Annotated in this window: 14 protein-coding genes; 10 read left to right on the top strand and 4 right to left on the bottom strand. The window is 63.3% G+C overall.

From position 1 onward, the window contains the following. Positions 1–5 precede the first annotated feature (5 nt). The 3 genes from ACQ66M_RS06740 to ACQ66M_RS06730 all read left to right on the top strand — a co-directional run bounded on the left by ACQ66M_RS06740 (position 6) and on the right by ACQ66M_RS06730 (position 4051). Entirely contained in the window at positions 6–566 is a 561-nt protein-coding gene (locus ACQ66M_RS06740; protein WP_350172967.1) for a DUF1993 domain-containing protein, read from the top strand. 120 nt (positions 567–686) lie between these two features. Then, positions 687–1196 carry a methyltransferase family protein gene (locus ACQ66M_RS06735; protein ID WP_430402686.1) on the top strand — a complete coding sequence of 170 codons (510 nt, stop codon included), beginning with the start codon at positions 687–689 and terminating at the stop codon, positions 1194–1196. A gap of 140 nt (positions 1197–1336) precedes the next feature. After that, on the top strand, positions 1337–4051 hold the full coding sequence (locus tag ACQ66M_RS06730; protein WP_430402684.1) for a helicase-related protein: 2715 nt from the start codon (positions 1337–1339) through the stop codon (positions 4049–4051). Here ACQ66M_RS06730 and ACQ66M_RS06725 read toward each other — a convergent pair. Continuing rightward, on the bottom strand, positions 4033–4242 hold the full coding sequence (locus ACQ66M_RS06725; protein WP_430402682.1) for a hypothetical protein: 210 nt from the start codon (positions 4240–4242) through the stop codon (positions 4033–4035). The two genes, ACQ66M_RS06730 and ACQ66M_RS06725, sit on opposite strands and share 19 nt — an antisense overlap. Before the next feature lie 92 nt (positions 4243–4334). Here ACQ66M_RS06725 and ACQ66M_RS06720 point away from each other — a divergent pair, with 92 nt between their 5' ends. From ACQ66M_RS06720 to ACQ66M_RS06710, 3 genes are all read left to right on the top strand, one after another. Continuing rightward, positions 4335–4790: a TerB family tellurite resistance protein gene (locus ACQ66M_RS06720; protein WP_350172959.1), complete on the top strand. Its 456-nt coding sequence runs from the start codon at positions 4335–4337 to the stop codon at positions 4788–4790. Between the two features lie 87 nt (positions 4791–4877). Next, positions 4878–5219, top strand: coding sequence for a ferredoxin FdxA (gene fdxA, locus ACQ66M_RS06715; RefSeq protein ID WP_350172957.1), 342 nt, complete (start codon positions 4878–4880; stop codon positions 5217–5219). Positions 5220–5465: 246 nt separating this feature from the next. Continuing rightward, on the top strand, positions 5466–5999 hold the full coding sequence (locus tag ACQ66M_RS06710; protein ID WP_350172955.1) for a CarD family transcriptional regulator: 534 nt from the start codon (positions 5466–5468) through the stop codon (positions 5997–5999). Between the two features lie 61 nt (positions 6000–6060). On the opposite strand, the gene ACQ66M_RS06705 is transcribed toward ACQ66M_RS06710, so the two are convergent. Beyond that, positions 6061–7629: a long-chain-fatty-acid--CoA ligase gene (locus tag ACQ66M_RS06705; RefSeq protein ID WP_430402680.1), complete on the bottom strand. Its 1569-nt coding sequence runs from the start codon at positions 7627–7629 to the stop codon at positions 6061–6063. A gap of 165 nt (positions 7630–7794) precedes the next feature. Here ACQ66M_RS06705 and ACQ66M_RS06700 point away from each other — a divergent pair, with 165 nt between their 5' ends. The 4 genes from ACQ66M_RS06700 (at position 7795) to ACQ66M_RS06685 (ending at position 11484) form a co-directional block, all read left to right on the top strand. Then, positions 7795–9081, top strand: a complete 1287-nt coding sequence (locus ACQ66M_RS06700) for a glutamate-5-semialdehyde dehydrogenase (protein WP_430402678.1) — start codon at positions 7795–7797, stop codon at positions 9079–9081. Further along, complete coding sequence (locus tag ACQ66M_RS06695; RefSeq protein ID WP_430402676.1) at positions 9078–9671, top strand: nicotinate-nucleotide adenylyltransferase; 594 nt, start codon at positions 9078–9080, stop codon at positions 9669–9671. Before ACQ66M_RS06700 ends, ACQ66M_RS06695 begins: the two co-directional genes overlap by 4 nt. Then, positions 9668–10408, top strand: a complete 741-nt coding sequence (locus ACQ66M_RS06690) for a HesA/MoeB/ThiF family protein (protein WP_430402674.1) — start codon at positions 9668–9670, stop codon at positions 10406–10408. The genes ACQ66M_RS06695 and ACQ66M_RS06690 overlap by 4 nt, the downstream gene beginning before the upstream one ends. Before the next feature lie 71 nt (positions 10409–10479). Then, positions 10480–11484, top strand: coding sequence for an alpha/beta fold hydrolase (locus ACQ66M_RS06685; protein ID WP_430402672.1), 1005 nt, complete (start codon positions 10480–10482; stop codon positions 11482–11484). Positions 11485–11498: 14 nt separating this feature from the next. On the opposite strand, the gene ACQ66M_RS06680 is transcribed toward ACQ66M_RS06685, so the two are convergent. Together ACQ66M_RS06680 and sdhA are read right to left on the bottom strand one after the other, a co-directional pair. After that, complete coding sequence (locus tag ACQ66M_RS06680; protein WP_350172943.1) at positions 11499–12281, bottom strand: succinate dehydrogenase iron-sulfur subunit; 783 nt, start codon at positions 12279–12281, stop codon at positions 11499–11501. 10 nt (positions 12282–12291) lie between these two features. Further along, the gene (sdhA, locus tag ACQ66M_RS06675; protein ID WP_350172941.1) at positions 12292–14079 is read right to left on the bottom strand and encodes a succinate dehydrogenase flavoprotein subunit; all 1788 of its coding nucleotides are present in this window, start codon (positions 14077–14079) and stop codon (positions 12292–12294) included. Positions 14080–14093: the final 14 nt, after the last annotated feature.

The raw sequence follows: 14093 nt of genomic DNA, 5'->3' as shown, positions 1-14093 counted from the left end.
TCCCCATGACGCTCACCGAGCTGTTGAAACCTACCTACCGGCAGATGCTTCAGGCGCTGGCGCTCTGGCTCAGCAAGGCCGAAGCGCAGGTGGACGATTCCGACGCGCTGATGGCCGCGCGCCTCGCGCCAGACATGTTCCCCCTGTCGACCCAGATTCGTTTCACCTGCGTCCAGGTCCATGAAGGCATCTGCCGCCTTCGGCATGAGCCGTTTCCCGCCGCCATCGAAAGGCTGCTGGAGGAAGGCCGCAATGGTGGCGACCATCCCGGCACGATGGCCGAGGGGCTGGCATGCATCGACGAGACGCTCGCCTTCCTTGACGGCGTGACGCCGGGTGCGCTGGACGCTGCCGCCGGGCGCCCGCTGGCGCTGGAGCTGCCCATGGGGCTCGCCTTCGATCTGGACGGGGAAGGCTACGCCCGTGACTGGGCGCTGCCGCAATTCTACTTCCACCTGATGACCGCCTACGCGATCCTGCGAAACCAGGGCGTCGAACTCGGCAAGGCCGACTATGTCCAGCACATGTTCGCGTTCCTGCGCCCGGGAACCGCCCCGGCGGGCTGAGGCGCATCACCTTTGCCGCCCGGACACGGTGCCCGCCCATGTCCGCCAAAGCCGCCCCGTCCGCCTCACCATGTCAGATATTGGCCATGACAGGTTGCCGGTCAGCGGTTCGGCTTCGTCATGCCCGATCCGGTATCCTCTCCGTCACCAGATGGCACCGAAAAGGACGCTTCCGCCGTCCGCATATTCCCGCCGGGTGTTGCGCTCGTGACAGTGCCTGCCGGCCTGGTGCTGGCTTACATATGGCCACTTGTTTCGGATTGCTTTCTCGGCGCGCCTCTTCGTTATGGGCTTGGCGGCGCAATCGTCCTTGCGGCGACCTGCTTTCCTGGCTTCCGGGCGGTATTGATGATCCGGCGTTCGGGCCAGTCAGAAAACCCTTACAAGAAGACGACCGCGATTATCGAAACCGGACCTTACCGCCTGACGCGCAACCCGATGTATTTGCAGATGGTTCTTGTCTGTATTGGCCTTGCAGTCCTGCTCGGCAATTTATGGCTATTGATGCTCACACCGGTTTGCGCGCTGGTCCTGCACGTCCTCGTGACCCTGCCTGAAGAAACGTATCTGGAAAGAAAGTTCGGCGACGAATACCTTGCCTGCAAGCAGCGCGTCCGCCGCTGGATATGATCAAACCGTGCCCCCACATGCTCTCGCCTGCGGGGGAGGTGGCTGGCCGCGCAGCGGCCAGACTGCGGGAGAGCAACCACGCGGTTCCTAAGCACCCTCCCGCTTGACTCCTCCTGCCATCCCCCGCACCACCTCGCGCCATGAGTTCCTCCCTCAAGGCCATTCTGGGCCCCACCAATACCGGCAAGACGCATTACGCCATCGAGCGCATGCTGGGCCACGGCACCGGCATGATCGGCCTGCCGTTGCGCCTGCTCGCGCGCGAGGTCTATGACCGCGTTGTCGAGCGCAAGGGCGCCGCCCATGCCGCCCTCATTACCGGGGAAGAACGCATTGTTCCGCCGAGCGCGCGCTATTTCATCTGCACCGTGGAATCCATGCCGGTCGATGTGCGGGCAGACTTTGTCGCCATAGACGAAATCCAGCTCGCCGAGGACGAAGATCGCGGCCATGTCTTCACAGATCGCATCCTCCACATGCGAGGGGCATCGGAAACCCTGCTGCTCGGCGCCGACACGATGCGGCCCATCCTGCGTACGCTGAACCTCGGCGTCGACACAGAGGCGCGAGAGCGTTTCTCCGAGCTGCGCTATACCGGCAAGACCAAGATCACCAAGCTGCCCAAGCGCACCGCAATCGTCGCCTTCAGTTCCGAAGAGGTCTACGCGATTGCCGAATTGCTCCGTCGGCAGAAGGGCGGCGCCGCCGTCGTGATGGGTGCGCTCAGCCCGCGCACGCGAAACGCGCAGGTCGCCATGTACCAGTCGGGCGAGGTTGACTATATTGTCGCCACCGACGCCATCGGCATGGGCCTGAACCTTGATGTCGACCGCGTCGTCTTCGCCTCGCGTACCAAGTTCGATGGCCGCCGCCACCGCGCGCTGACGGCTGCCGAATGCGGACAGATCGCTGGCCGGGCCGGGCGATTCCGCACCGATGGCGAATTTGGCGAGACGGGCGACTGCCCGCCCTTCGAGGAAGAGACATGGAAGCGTATCGAGCAGCACCGCTTCGATCCGGTCGACCATATCCAGTGGCGCAATTCTGCGCTCGACTATGCCTCGCTCAAATCCCTGGTTCACTCGCTGGAGCGGCCGTCCGGCAATGCGGTGCTGATCCACAATCCGAATGCGCTTGATGAATGGGTGCTGCGCCGCATGGCCGAAGACGCCGCCATCGGTCCGGACGTGACCGGCCAGGCGCGCGTGCGCCGCCTGTGGGATCTCGCCCGGCTCCCTGACTTCAGGAAGGCCGGGCCGGAAGGCCATGGCCGCCTCGTGCTCGGCCTCGCCGAAACGCTGGCCGACCCTGACGCGCGCCTCTCCGATGCCGGCCTCGAACGACGCCTGTCAGACCTGAGTTCGCCCGAGGGCGGCATCGCGAAATTGCAGCAACAGCTTGCCAATATCCGCACATGGACCTATGCGGCGCACCGGCCTGACTGGCTGGAAAACCCGGCCCGCTGGCAGGATCGTACGCGCGAGATTGAAGACTCCCTGTCGGATGCGCTACACACAGCACTGACCGCAAGGTTTGTGGATCGACGAACGACGGCCCTCTTGGCCAGCCTGAAGAAGGAAGACGCCCTCGTGACCGACCTGACGCCGGATGGCGACGTGACCGTGGAAGGCCATCTTGTCGGCCGCCTGAAAGGCCTCACATTCGAGCCCGCGCTGGATGCCCGCACACTTGAAGGCAAGGCCGTGCGCGGGGCTGCGCTCGCCGCGATCCGCCCGATGCTGGTCGAACGCCTCGGCCAGATTGCCGGCGCGCCGTCGGATGCGTTCACGCTCAATGATGACGGCGATATCGAATTCGGCGGCAATGTGATCGCGCGCCTTGCGAAGGGCCCTGACTGGATGAGCCCCGGAATCGAACTGGTCGGCGCCGCCGAAGTCGAACCGTCAGACCGCGAGGCCGCCCGCGCCCGCGTGTCGGACTGGCTGAAGACAGAGATGACCCGCATCCTGCCGACCCACTGGAAGCTGCGCCATGAAAAGGCCGGCGACACGCTGGAAGGCCTCGCCCGGGGCCTTGCTTTCCGCATTCTCGAAAGCGGCGCCAGCGTCGACCTGCGCCAGGACGATCCTGGCGCGCGCCTGACACCGGAACAGCGCGAGGCGCTCAAGGCGCTTGGGCTGCGGGCTGGCCGTGTTGCCGCCCATGCGCCGGACGCGCAAAAGCCGGCGGCCCAGCGCCTGATCGCCATCCTGCGCGCTGTTCAGGCCGGCGCGCCCTTCCCGCTCGCGCCCGAAGGCGCCGGGTCTTTCCCCCTCGACGGCACGTGGCCGGAAGAGGCGCTCGCCGCCAATGGCTATCTTCGTTTCGGCCGCCGCGCCGTGCGCGCAGACCTCGCCGAACGCCTCGGCTGGGAAATCGCCAAGCGCCGCAAGGAGGCCGACAAGAACGCTTTCGCCATTCCGATTGACCTTGCCTCCGTTGTCTCCTGTCCGTCGGATGACTGGCCCGCCGTGCTGAAAGGCTTCGGCCTCGCCCCTGCTGAAAAGGACAAGGAGACCGAGGCGGTGCTGCTCTGGCGCTATGCCGCCCGCGCCCGTCCGGATGACCGTCCGGCGCGTGCCCCGCGCGAGGATCGCTCCAGGGGGCGCCAGACCTCACCGGACGAACGCCGCTCCGGCCCCCAGTCCGGCGGCCCGCGTCCCGCCCGCACCTCCACGTCCCACCCACGTCACACCCCACCCGCACGCACGGTTGACCCTGACAGCCCCTTTGCCGCCCTTGCGGCCCTCCTGCCGCCCACCCCGCCCGCCCGGGAAAAATCCCGGCGCAAGCGCAAGCCGAAAGGGGCAGGGGCACTGGCGTCTCCCGCTTTCACTTACACGCCTTTCCAGTGAACGAGGCCGAGTCTGTCAGACTGGATATCTGGCTCTGGCGCGCGCGATTTTTCCGTACGCGCGGCGTCGCCACCGATCATGTAAAGCGCAGGGGTGTCCGGCTCTCCCGCGCTGGCCAGACCCGCCGAACGGACAAGCCGGGCACGGTCATTTCCGTCGGTGATGTTGTAACCTTCGGCCGGGGAGAGCATATACGCACCGTGGAAATCCTGTTCCTCGGCGAAAGACGAGGCCCCGCAGAAGAAGCGCAGGCGCTGTATCGTCTGTTGGAGAATGACCCATCATGATGAACGCATTCAAACGCCTCTTTACCCCCAGGACACCGGCGCTCAAGGCGATGGATCCCCAGGTCGCGGCGGCGGCGCTGATGGTCGAAGCGGCGCTGGTGGACGGGGTCTACGTCAATATCGAAAGCGACATGATCGCCGAAATCCTGCTTGAGGCATTTGGATTCGACGCCGACAAGGCCGACACTGTCCTGGCCGAAGGTGAGGCGCTGGCCGAAGAGGCGGTCGATTCCTTCCAGTTCACCCGCCATGTCAAGAAGCTCGCGATGGTCGAGCGTGTCTCAATAATTGAGGGTCTGTACCGGGTGGCCCTGTCGGACGGTGAGAAAAGCCCCATTGAGGAAGCCTATATCCGTCAGGTCGCCTCGCTGCTCTATGTTGATGATGTATCGCGCGCAGGGGCCCGTCAGCGCGCTGAGGCCCGGATAGCAGGCGCGTCTGACCCCGCCTAAACCCACGGCGCAGCTTGTCTCATTGACACATGGCTGCCTGCGGGCCATCTCGCCCGCTGCACACCTATTCACGAGGCCCTCCCACTCATGACCTATATCGTCGTCGATGCCTGCATCCGCTGCAAATACATGGATTGCGTCGAAGTCTGCCCGGTAGACTGTTTCTATGAGGGCGAGAACATGCTCGTCATCCACCCGGATGAGTGCATCGACTGCGGTGTCTGCGAGCCGGAATGCCCCGTCGAGGCGATCAAGCCCGACACCGAGGACGATCCGGACGGCAAGTGGCTGAAGCTGAACAGCGATTTTGCCAAGACCTGGCCGAATATCACCCGGATGAAAGAGCCGCCTGCTGACCGCGAAGAATTTGCGCAGGAAACGGGAAAATTGGAAAAATATTTCAATCCGGCGCCCGGCACGGGTGACTGACTTTGCTATCCATGGCGCCTGTTGCAGTCACTGCAGGACGGCCAAAGGTTAACGAAGTTATTGATTTCATTGGCGTGACATGGTCGGCAGACATGCCGTACCCTGTTGTAAAACCTGCACGATTGTGATAGTCTTACGACTTGAGCAATAATTGAACCAGAGCCGAAAAGTCTCCCCTCAGACCGTACGTTACGGACTGGGCAAGGAACAATTGGCTCTGAATGCGTAGAAAAAGGGCGTTACTTCATGGCTAAAAAAGCAGACACCGCAACACTTGCATTCGAAGTGGGTCAGAGCGTCGTATATCCTGCGCATGGTGTAGGAAAGATTACCAGCGTCGAAAAGCAGACAGTCGCCGGCATGGAACTCGAAGTCTATGTTGTCGCGTTCGATCAGGACAAGATGATCCTGCGCGTGCCGACCAATCGCGCCGAAGCCTCTGGCATGCGCGCGCTGGCCGGTTCGAAACTTGTCGATGATGCGATGAAAACACTCGGCGGTCGTGCCCGCGTCAAGCGCACCATGTGGTCGCGCCGCGCCCAGGAATACGAAGCCAAGATCAATTCCGGCGACCTGATCTCCATCGCGGAAGTCGTGCGCGACCTGCATCGCGGCGAGGACCAGCCGGAGCAGTCCTATTCGGAGCGCCAGCTGTATGAAAGCGCGCTCGACCGGATGGCCCGCGAACTGGCCGCTGTCGAAAGCATCGACAAGGCGACCGCCATGGAAAAGCTGGCCAAGGGCCTTGCTGCCAAGAAAAAAGTGGCTGCTGCCGCCTGATCGGCGCCCCGCATAAAATGAAAAGCCCCGCACCGAAAGGTGCGGGGCTTTTTTTTGGGTGCTAGCCGACCCGGCGTTCGCGCCCGGCCCAGAAGGGTTCGCGCAAATCCTTGCGCAGGATCTTGCCGGACGGATTACGCGGCAACGCGCTGACAAAGTCGACCGATTTCGGACATTTATAGCTGGCAATCCGCTCCTTCGCCCAGGCGATGACATCCTCCGGCGTCACTGTCTCGCCCGGTTTCACAACCACGATAGCCTTGACGGACTCGCCCCATTTGTCGTCCGGCACGCCGATTACGGCCACATCCGCCACGCCTGGATGGCCAAACACGGCATTCTCCACCTCGGCCGGGTAGATGTTCTCGCCGCCTGAGACGATCATGTCTTTCACACGGTCATGAATGTAGAGAAATCCGTCCTCGTCGAAATAGCCGGCATCGCCGGTATGGAAGAAGCCGTTTTTCACGGCTTCCTCAGTCGCGTCCGGACGGTTCCAGTAGCCCTTCATCAGGAACCGCGCCTTGATCACGATCTCGCCCACCTCACCGGTCGGCACCGGATTGCCCTCTGCGTCGACGCACCGCACGATCGCGCCAGGCCATGGCACACCGCAGCTGCGCAGCTTGCCCCAGGCCGGATCATGCGCCTGAGGCGGCAGATAGGTGCCCGCGCCAATCGTTTCCGTCAGGCCATAGAGCTGGGTAAAGCTGACATTCATGATCCGCTTGGCGTCCAGCAACAGGCTCTCGGCAATCGGCGAGGCTCCATAGGAGACGACCTTCAGTGCCGAGAAATCCGTCGTCTCGACGTCAGGATGCTGGGTCAGCATCAGGATCACCGCAGGCACCCAGAAGGCATAGGCAATCTGCTGCTCCTCCACGAGCTTCAGGATGAGGCCGGGATCGATATCCCGCAGGATCACCGCCCTGGCCCCTTGCGCGATGGCCAGCACACCAACATTTACGCCGGCGACATGGAACAGCGGCATTGCATTCATCACCGCTTCGCCCGCGCCATAGCTCGACCATTCCAGCATCGCTGCCTGTCTGAAAAAGGCTTCATAACTTGCATTGGACAGCTGGACGCCCTTGGGGCGGCCGGTCGTGCCGGACGTGTAAAGCTGAATCACATCGTCATCGGCTTGCGGCGTCCGGTCCGGTGCTGCAGTGGGTTTCGCATTCCGCCAGCTCGGGAAATAATCCCAGTCCTCCCGGTCCCCATCAATCGTGATGATACGGACAAGGTCTGGCAACTGGTCGCGGATCTGGTCGATGATGGCGTAAAATTCCTTTCCGACGAACAGCACCTTGGCCGCCGCGTCCGACAGGATGAACTGGATCTCGGGCGGGGCCAGGCGCGTGTTCACGCCCGTCATCACTGCCCGCGCCTTGGCGGCGGCGAACAGCATCTCGTAATAGACGTCCGTATTCTTGGCGAGATACCCCACCCGGTCGCCGGGCTGCACACCCAGGGCGATCAGCCCGTTGGCAATCTGGTTCGTGCGCGTGTCGAGATCGCGATAGGTCGTTTCCGTGCCTTCAAACCACAGGGCGACATTGTCGGGAATGCGCGCCGCCTGAACGCGCGGTATGTCGGCAATGAAAGGCATCGCCTCTGCGTCAATCATGGTTTCCTCCGGTTTGTCTGTGTTCCTCCTGCAGCTTAAGGATTTTGACGCAGGAGTCAGCCAGCGATTATCAGGCCGTCCAACCGGCACTTTTCGCAGGTCGCGGCGCAGTTCCGGCAGGCCGCAGGGCTTGCGGCCTGCCGGTGTTTCCGGCACCACAGACCCATGACTGTTGAAACTGAGAATACCGCCGCAGACCTGACTGAAACCATGCGCGCCATGGGGGGCCGTGCCCGCGCCGCCTCACGCGCGCTCGGCCGCCTCGATGCAGCTGACCGGACACGCGGCCTGAAGGCGATTGCCGCCGCCATCCGCGCCGCCGCCCCCGCCATCCTTGACGCGAACCTGAAGGACATGGACGCGGCCCGCAATAAGGGGCTCGATGCGGCCATGCTTGACCGTCTCGCACTGGACGAAGGCCGCGTTGACGGCATCGTTGCGGGCGTCGAGGCGATTGCCGCATTGCCGGACCCTATTGGCCGAGAAATGGCGCGCTGGACCCAGCCCAACGGGCTGGACTTTGCCCGCGTCGCCGTGCCGCTCGGCGTCATCGGGATCATCTATGAAAGCCGTCCCAATGTGACCGCCGATGCCGGCACGCTCTGCCTGCGCTCCGGCAATGCGGCGATCCTGCGCTGCGGGTCGGAAAGCACGCGCTCGTCACATGCGCTGGTCGATGCCATGCGCTCGGCGCTGACAAATGAAAACCTCCCGGCAGACGCGATCCAGCTCGTCGGCACGACAGACCGCGCGGCTGTGGGCCACATGCTCGCCGGTCTCGACGGGCAGGTTGACGTCATCGTCCCGCGCGGTGGCCGCAGCCTGGTCGAGCGCGTCCAGAAGGATGCCCGTGTGCCCGTTATCGGGCACCTTGAAGGCCTCTGCCACATGTATGTCGATGCCGTCGCAGACCCGCAAAAGGCGGTCGATCTCGTCGTCAATGCGAAGATGCGCCGAACCGGCGTCTGCGGCTCGCTGGAAACCCTGCTGATCGATGCGGCCGTCGCCGACACGCTGTTGCCGGTTATCGGGACCGCCCTGACCGATGCGGGCTGCGAACTTCGCGGCGATGCGCGCGCCCGTGTGATCGTTCCGAGCATGAAGGCTGCGACCGAAGAGGACTGGGGCACTGAATACCTCGCACCGGTTCTGGCTGTCGCCGTGGTTGACGGCCTCGATGGCGCGTTGGCGCATATTGAGCGCTGGTCATCCGGCCATACCGATTCCATCGTGACTGAAGATGCCGGCGTCGCGGAAAAATTCCTGGCCCGTGTCGATAGTGCCATCGTGCTGCACAATGCTTCCACTCAGTTTGCCGATGGCGGCGAGTTCGGCTTCGGCGCCGAAATCGGCATCGCGACCGGCCGCATCCACGCGCGCGGCCCGGTCGGCGCCGAACAGCTCACGATCTACAAATATGTCGTGAGGGGCACGGGGCAGACCCGTCCTTGACACACCTGACGCTTCCGGGACCGACACAAGGCCTGCGGATCGGCCTGTTTGGCGGAAGCTTCAACCCGGCCCATTCAGGCCATCTTCACGTCGCCGAAACGGCGATGAAGCGGCTCCAGCTCGACTGGGTCTGGTGGATCGTCGCCCGCGGCAATCCGCTGAAAACGTCGCATGGCGACTTTGCCGCCCGAATCGCATCGGCGCGGGCCTTGGCCGTCAATCCGCGCATGATTGTCACGGATATCGAAGCCCGGCTCAGCCTGACCTATACGGCTGACACGCTCGCGGCCATCGTCGCCCGTGCGCCGGCCGCGCATTTCGTCTGGCTCATGGGCGCAGACAATCTGGTCGGCTTTCACCTCTGGGAGAACTGGCAGGGCATTGCGCAGACCCTGCCCATCGCGATTGTTGCCCGGCCGGGCGTCGGGCCGGGGGCCCGCAATTCACCCTTTACCCGCCGGTTTGCACGCAGCCGCGTCCCCTCGGCCGCCGCCCGCACCCTCGCTACCACCCCGCCGCCCGCCTGGACCTACCTTCCCGCCCCCCTCGACCCCACATCATCCACTGCCCTGCGCGCGAACCACCCATGACACCAACGCAAGTCGATATCGAACGCCACAAGCGCCATATCCTGCTCAAGGAAATTGGCGGCCCGGGCGTGCAGAAGCTCCTTGCAGCCTCGGTGTCGATTGTCGGGGCAGGGGCGCTTGGCGGCCCGTGCGCGCTCTATCTTGCAGCGGCCGGCATCGGCCATATCGAGCTATGGGACGATGATATCGTCGACCGTTCGAACCTGCAGCGACAGGTGCAGTTTGGAGAGGCTGATATCGGTGGTTCCAAGGCCGAGATCCTGGCTGAACGCCTGCAAGTCGCCCACCCGGATTCCCGCATCACCTGGCATCGCCACAGGTGGAGCGAAAGCCACAAGCTGGCCGGAAGCGTGCTTGTCGACGCGACCGACAATTTCCCGGCGCGCTACGCCCTCAACGCTGTCGCCCATGCCACCGGACGCCCGCTGATCCATGGTGCCGCTGCCGGATGGACCGGCCAGGTCAGCCTGTTCGCTTCAGGCCTGAGACCGGATGCGCCCTGCTATCGTTGCTGGGTGCCGGAGACGCCTCCCGATGCGCAGGGCTGTGACGAGATTGGCGTTGTGGGCGCACTCACCGGCATGGTGGGTTCGGCGATGGCGCTGGAGACCGTGAAATGGATCACCGGGGCCGGCACGCCGCTTGCGGGCCGGCTTCACCTGATTGATGCGCTCTTGGGCACGTCACGTACCGTCGGGTTGCGGAAGGATGCAACCTGCAGTGTTTGCAGCGGATGACGTGCTGATTGACAGGGCTGCCTTCGTCTCCCCTAGTGCAGTCTGAAAAAAGTTCCGGGGAGGATCAATCCATGTTCAAGAGCCTGGTCGCCATCATCGTGACGCTCGCCATCATCCTGGCGGCGGGCTGGTTTGTCCTGCGCCGTCCGGATATTGCTTTTGACCGGCTGGAATCCCTTTATGCAACTGCCGAAAGCAAGTTCATGCCGATGGGCGAAACCGGGCGAATTCACTACCGCGATGTCGGGCCCCGCAATGCGCCTGTCCTTGTGCTTGTGCATGGATTCTCGGCCTCACTGCATACATGGGAACCCTGGGTCAGTGATTTGCGGCAGGACTATCGCGTTGTGTCTCTCGACCTTCCGGGGCACGGCCTGTCGCGCTGCCTGGATGTGGCCGAAACAGGCGTCCCGCAATTCGTCGAGGTCATCGATCATCTGACCACAACGCTTGGCATTGAACGCTTCACCCTTGCGGGCAGCTCAATGGGCGGCCACACGGCATGGAACTTTGCCCTCGCCCATCCGGAGACGCTTGACGGGCTGGTGCTCGTGGATGCGTCAGGCTGGCCGAAATCGGACGATGAAGCCGCATCCTCGCCCCTCGTGTTCAAGCTCCTCGCCAATCCCCTCGCGCGCAGCGTGATGAAGGATCTCGACATGACGGGATTGATCCGAAGTGGTCTCGAAGACAGTTTCGTGGACCAGTCGCTCGTCACCGATGAAATGGTCCAGCGCTATGCAGCGCTCGGACGCGCACCCTGCCATCGCGAGGCGATCCTCAATCTGATGACAGGCCGGTCAGACCGCGCAAGCGCCAGCGACGAGAGGCTTGCGCCAATCAGGACGCCGACACTGATCCTCCAGGGCGAGGCGGACAATCTGGTCCCTGCCGTCCACGGCGAGAAGTTCAATGCCGCCATCGCCGGGTCAGAGCTCAGGCTCTATGCCAATGTCGGCCACCTGCCACAGGAGGAAGCCCCGGACCAGTCGCTGGCAGACCTCAGGGCCTTCCTTTCAGGCAGGGTATATGTCCCTGTCCCGGCCGCCGAGCCAGCCGAAAGTCCTGCAGACTAGAGACGCGTTCCGGATCAGGAAACGCGTTCGACCATCATGTGCTTGATCTTGGCAATGGCCTTGGCCGGGTTCAGGCCTTTCGGGCAAACCTGCGCGCAATTCATGATCGTGTGGCACCGGTACAGTTTGAACGGGTCTTCCAGATCATCCAGGCGTTCGCCCGTGGCTTCATCGCGGCTGTCGATCAGCCAGCGATAGGCCTGCAGCAGCGCAGCCGGGCCGAGATACTTGTCGCCATTCCACCAATAGGACGGGCAGGAGGTCGAGCAGCAGGCGCACAGGATGCACTCGTAGAGACCGTTCAGCTGGTTGCGGTCTTCCTCGGATTGCTTCCATTCCTTTTCCGGGTCCGGCGTGACCGTTTTCAGGAAGGGCTGCACATAGGCGTGCTGAGCGTAGAAATTGGTCAGGTCAGGGATCAGGTCCCTGACCACGGGCAGGTGGGGAAGGGGCGAGATCGAGATCACGCCGCCGGGCAGCTCGTCAAAGCCCTTGGTGCAGGCAATCGTATTGTGGCCGGCAATGTTCATGGAGCAGGAACCGCACACGCCTTCGCGGCACGAGCGGCGGAAGGCCAGCGTCGGGTCGATATTGTTCTTGATGTAGAACAGGACGTCCAGGATCATCGTCCCGGCCTTGTCCATGTCCACCCAATAGAGGTCCCAGCGTGGATTGCCGCCTTCTTCGGGGCTGTAGCGGTAAATCCTGAACTGGCGCAGGGTTGTGGCGCCCTGCGGCTTCGGCCAGGTCTTGCCCTTGCCGACTTTGGAGTTCTTCGGAAGTGTTAGTTCGACCATCTCAAAACCCCTAGTAAACCCGTGCTTTCGGCTCGATATACGCGATCTCGTTTGACATCGTGTAATCGTGCACGCCGCGATAATCGATCGTCACCTTGCCGGCATCGTCGACCCAGGCGAGTGTATGTTTCATCCATTTTGCATCGTCGCGTTCGGAGAAGTCCTCGCGGGCATGGGCGCCGCGGCTTTCTTCCCGGTTGGCCGCCGAATTCACGGTCACGGCCGCCTGCGCGATGAGATTGTCAAATTCGAGCGCCTCGAGCAGGTCCGTGTTCCAGACCATGCCGCGATCCTTCACGTCGAGACCCGGCAGCTTGCTGTAAACCTCATCGATTGCCTCGATGCCTTCGCGCAGCACGTCACCGGTGCGGAACACGGCGCAATTGCCCTGCATCGCCTTCTGCATTTCAAGGCGCAGCGTGGCGACCGGCTGGTCGCCGGCGGCGTTGCGAATCCGGTCGAAACGGGCGAGGTGGCTGTCAGTTGCGCCCTTCGGCAGTTCCGGCTGGGTCGCCCCGGCCTCGGTCGTGGCGCCGCAGCGCAGCCCGGCTGCGCGGCCGAACACAACGAGGTCGATCAGCGAATTGGAGCCGAGGCGGTTGGCCCCGTGCACTGACACGCAGGCCGCCTCGCCCACAGCCATCAGGCCGGGCACGACAGAGTCCGCATCGCCATTCTTCTTGGTCAGTACTTCGCCATGATAATTCGTCGGGATGCCGCCCATATTGTAGTGCACGGTCGGCAGGACCGGGATCGGCTCCCTGGTGACATCGACGCCCGCGAAGATTTTCGCGGTTTCCGAAATGCCCGGCAGGCGCTCGGCCAGAACGGCCGCGCCAAGGTGCTCGAGGTGAAGGTAGATATGATCCTTTTCCGGGCCCACGCCGCGCCCTTCGCGGATCTCCATGGTCATCGCACGCGAGACAACATCGCGCGAGGCAAGGTCCTTCGCGCTGGGCGCATAGCGTTCCATGAAACGCTCGCCCTCGGAATTGGTCAGATAGCCGCCTTCGCCGCGCGAGCCTTCAGTGATCAGGCAGCCTGAGCCATAGATGCCGGTCGGGTGGAATTGCACGAATTCCATGTCCTGAAGCGGCAGGCCCGCGCGCAGCACCATGGCATTGCCGTCGCCGGTGCAGGTATGCGCGGATGTGCACGAGAAGAAGGCGCGGCCATAGCCGCCGGTCGCCAGCACCGTCTTCTGCGACCGGAACCGGTGCAGCGTACCATCATCCAGTTTCCAGGCGGTCACGCCGCGGCAGACGCCTTCCTCATCCATGATCAGGTCAAGCGCGATATATTCGATGAAGAACTCGGTCTCTTCGCGCACGCACTGGCCGTACAGTGTGTGCAGCATGGCGTGGCCGGTCCGGTCAGCCGCCGCGCAGGTGCGCTGCACGGGACCCTGTCCGAAGTCGCGTGTCATGCCGCCAAAGGCGCGCTGGTAGATCTTGCCCTCGTCGGTGCGCGAGAAGGGCATGCCCCAGTGCTCAAGCTCGTAAACGGCGGCCGGTGCCTCGCGGCAGAGATATTCGATGGCGTCCTGGTCGCCGAGCCAGTCAGAGCCCTTGACGGTGTCATACATGTGCCAGCGCCAGTTATCCTCGCCCATATTGCCGAGCGAGGCAGCGATACCGCCCTGTGCGGCAACAGTGTGAGACCGGGTCGGGAAAACCTTGCTGATACAGGCCGTCTTCAATCCCGCCTGAGCCGCGCCCAAAGCCGCGCGAAGGCCAGACCCGCCGGCGCCGACAACGACGACGTCGTAAGTATGGTCTATGAATTTGTAATCGGTCATCTTGGTTTCTCCCG

It is taken from the genome of Hyphomonas sp. (assembly GCF_965284475.1).
Classification (GTDB): Bacteria; Pseudomonadota; Alphaproteobacteria; order Caulobacterales; family Hyphomonadaceae; genus Hyphomonas.
The sequence above is the reverse complement of the archived record's forward strand: the minus strand, read 5'-3'. Positions and strand labels throughout refer to the sequence as shown.

Bases quoted from the DNA above. Each gene is read 5' to 3' on its own strand.
- ACQ66M_RS06735 (WP_430402686.1), top strand. From the start codon at position 687: ATGCCCGATCCGGTATCCTCTCCGTCACCAGATGGCACCGAAAAGGAC.
- sdhA (WP_350172941.1), bottom strand. From the start codon at position 14,079: ATGACCGATTACAAATTCATAGACCATACTTACGACGTCGTCGTTGTC.
- ACQ66M_RS06685 (WP_430402672.1), top strand. From the start codon at position 10,480: ATGTTCAAGAGCCTGGTCGCCATCATCGTGACGCTCGCCATCATCCTG.
- ACQ66M_RS06705 (WP_430402680.1), bottom strand. From the start codon at position 7,629: ATGATTGACGCAGAGGCGATGCCTTTCATTGCCGACATACCGCGCGTT.
- ACQ66M_RS06710 (WP_350172955.1), top strand. From the start codon at position 5,466: ATGGCTAAAAAAGCAGACACCGCAACACTTGCATTCGAAGTGGGTCAG.
- ACQ66M_RS06700 (WP_430402678.1), top strand. From the start codon at position 7,795: ATGACTGTTGAAACTGAGAATACCGCCGCAGACCTGACTGAAACCATG.
- fdxA (WP_350172957.1), top strand. From the start codon at position 4,878: ATGACCTATATCGTCGTCGATGCCTGCATCCGCTGCAAATACATGGAT.
- ACQ66M_RS06720 (WP_350172959.1), top strand. From the start codon at position 4,335: ATGATGAACGCATTCAAACGCCTCTTTACCCCCAGGACACCGGCGCTC.
- ACQ66M_RS06690 (WP_430402674.1), top strand. From the start codon at position 9,668: ATGACACCAACGCAAGTCGATATCGAACGCCACAAGCGCCATATCCTG.
- ACQ66M_RS06730 (WP_430402684.1), top strand. From the start codon at position 1,337: ATGAGTTCCTCCCTCAAGGCCATTCTGGGCCCCACCAATACCGGCAAG.
- ACQ66M_RS06725 (WP_430402682.1), bottom strand. From the start codon at position 4,242: ATGCTCTCCCCGGCCGAAGGTTACAACATCACCGACGGAAATGACCGT.
- ACQ66M_RS06680 (WP_350172943.1), bottom strand. From the start codon at position 12,281: ATGGTCGAACTAACACTTCCGAAGAACTCCAAAGTCGGCAAGGGCAAG.
- ACQ66M_RS06740 (WP_350172967.1), top strand. From the start codon at position 6: ATGACGCTCACCGAGCTGTTGAAACCTACCTACCGGCAGATGCTTCAG.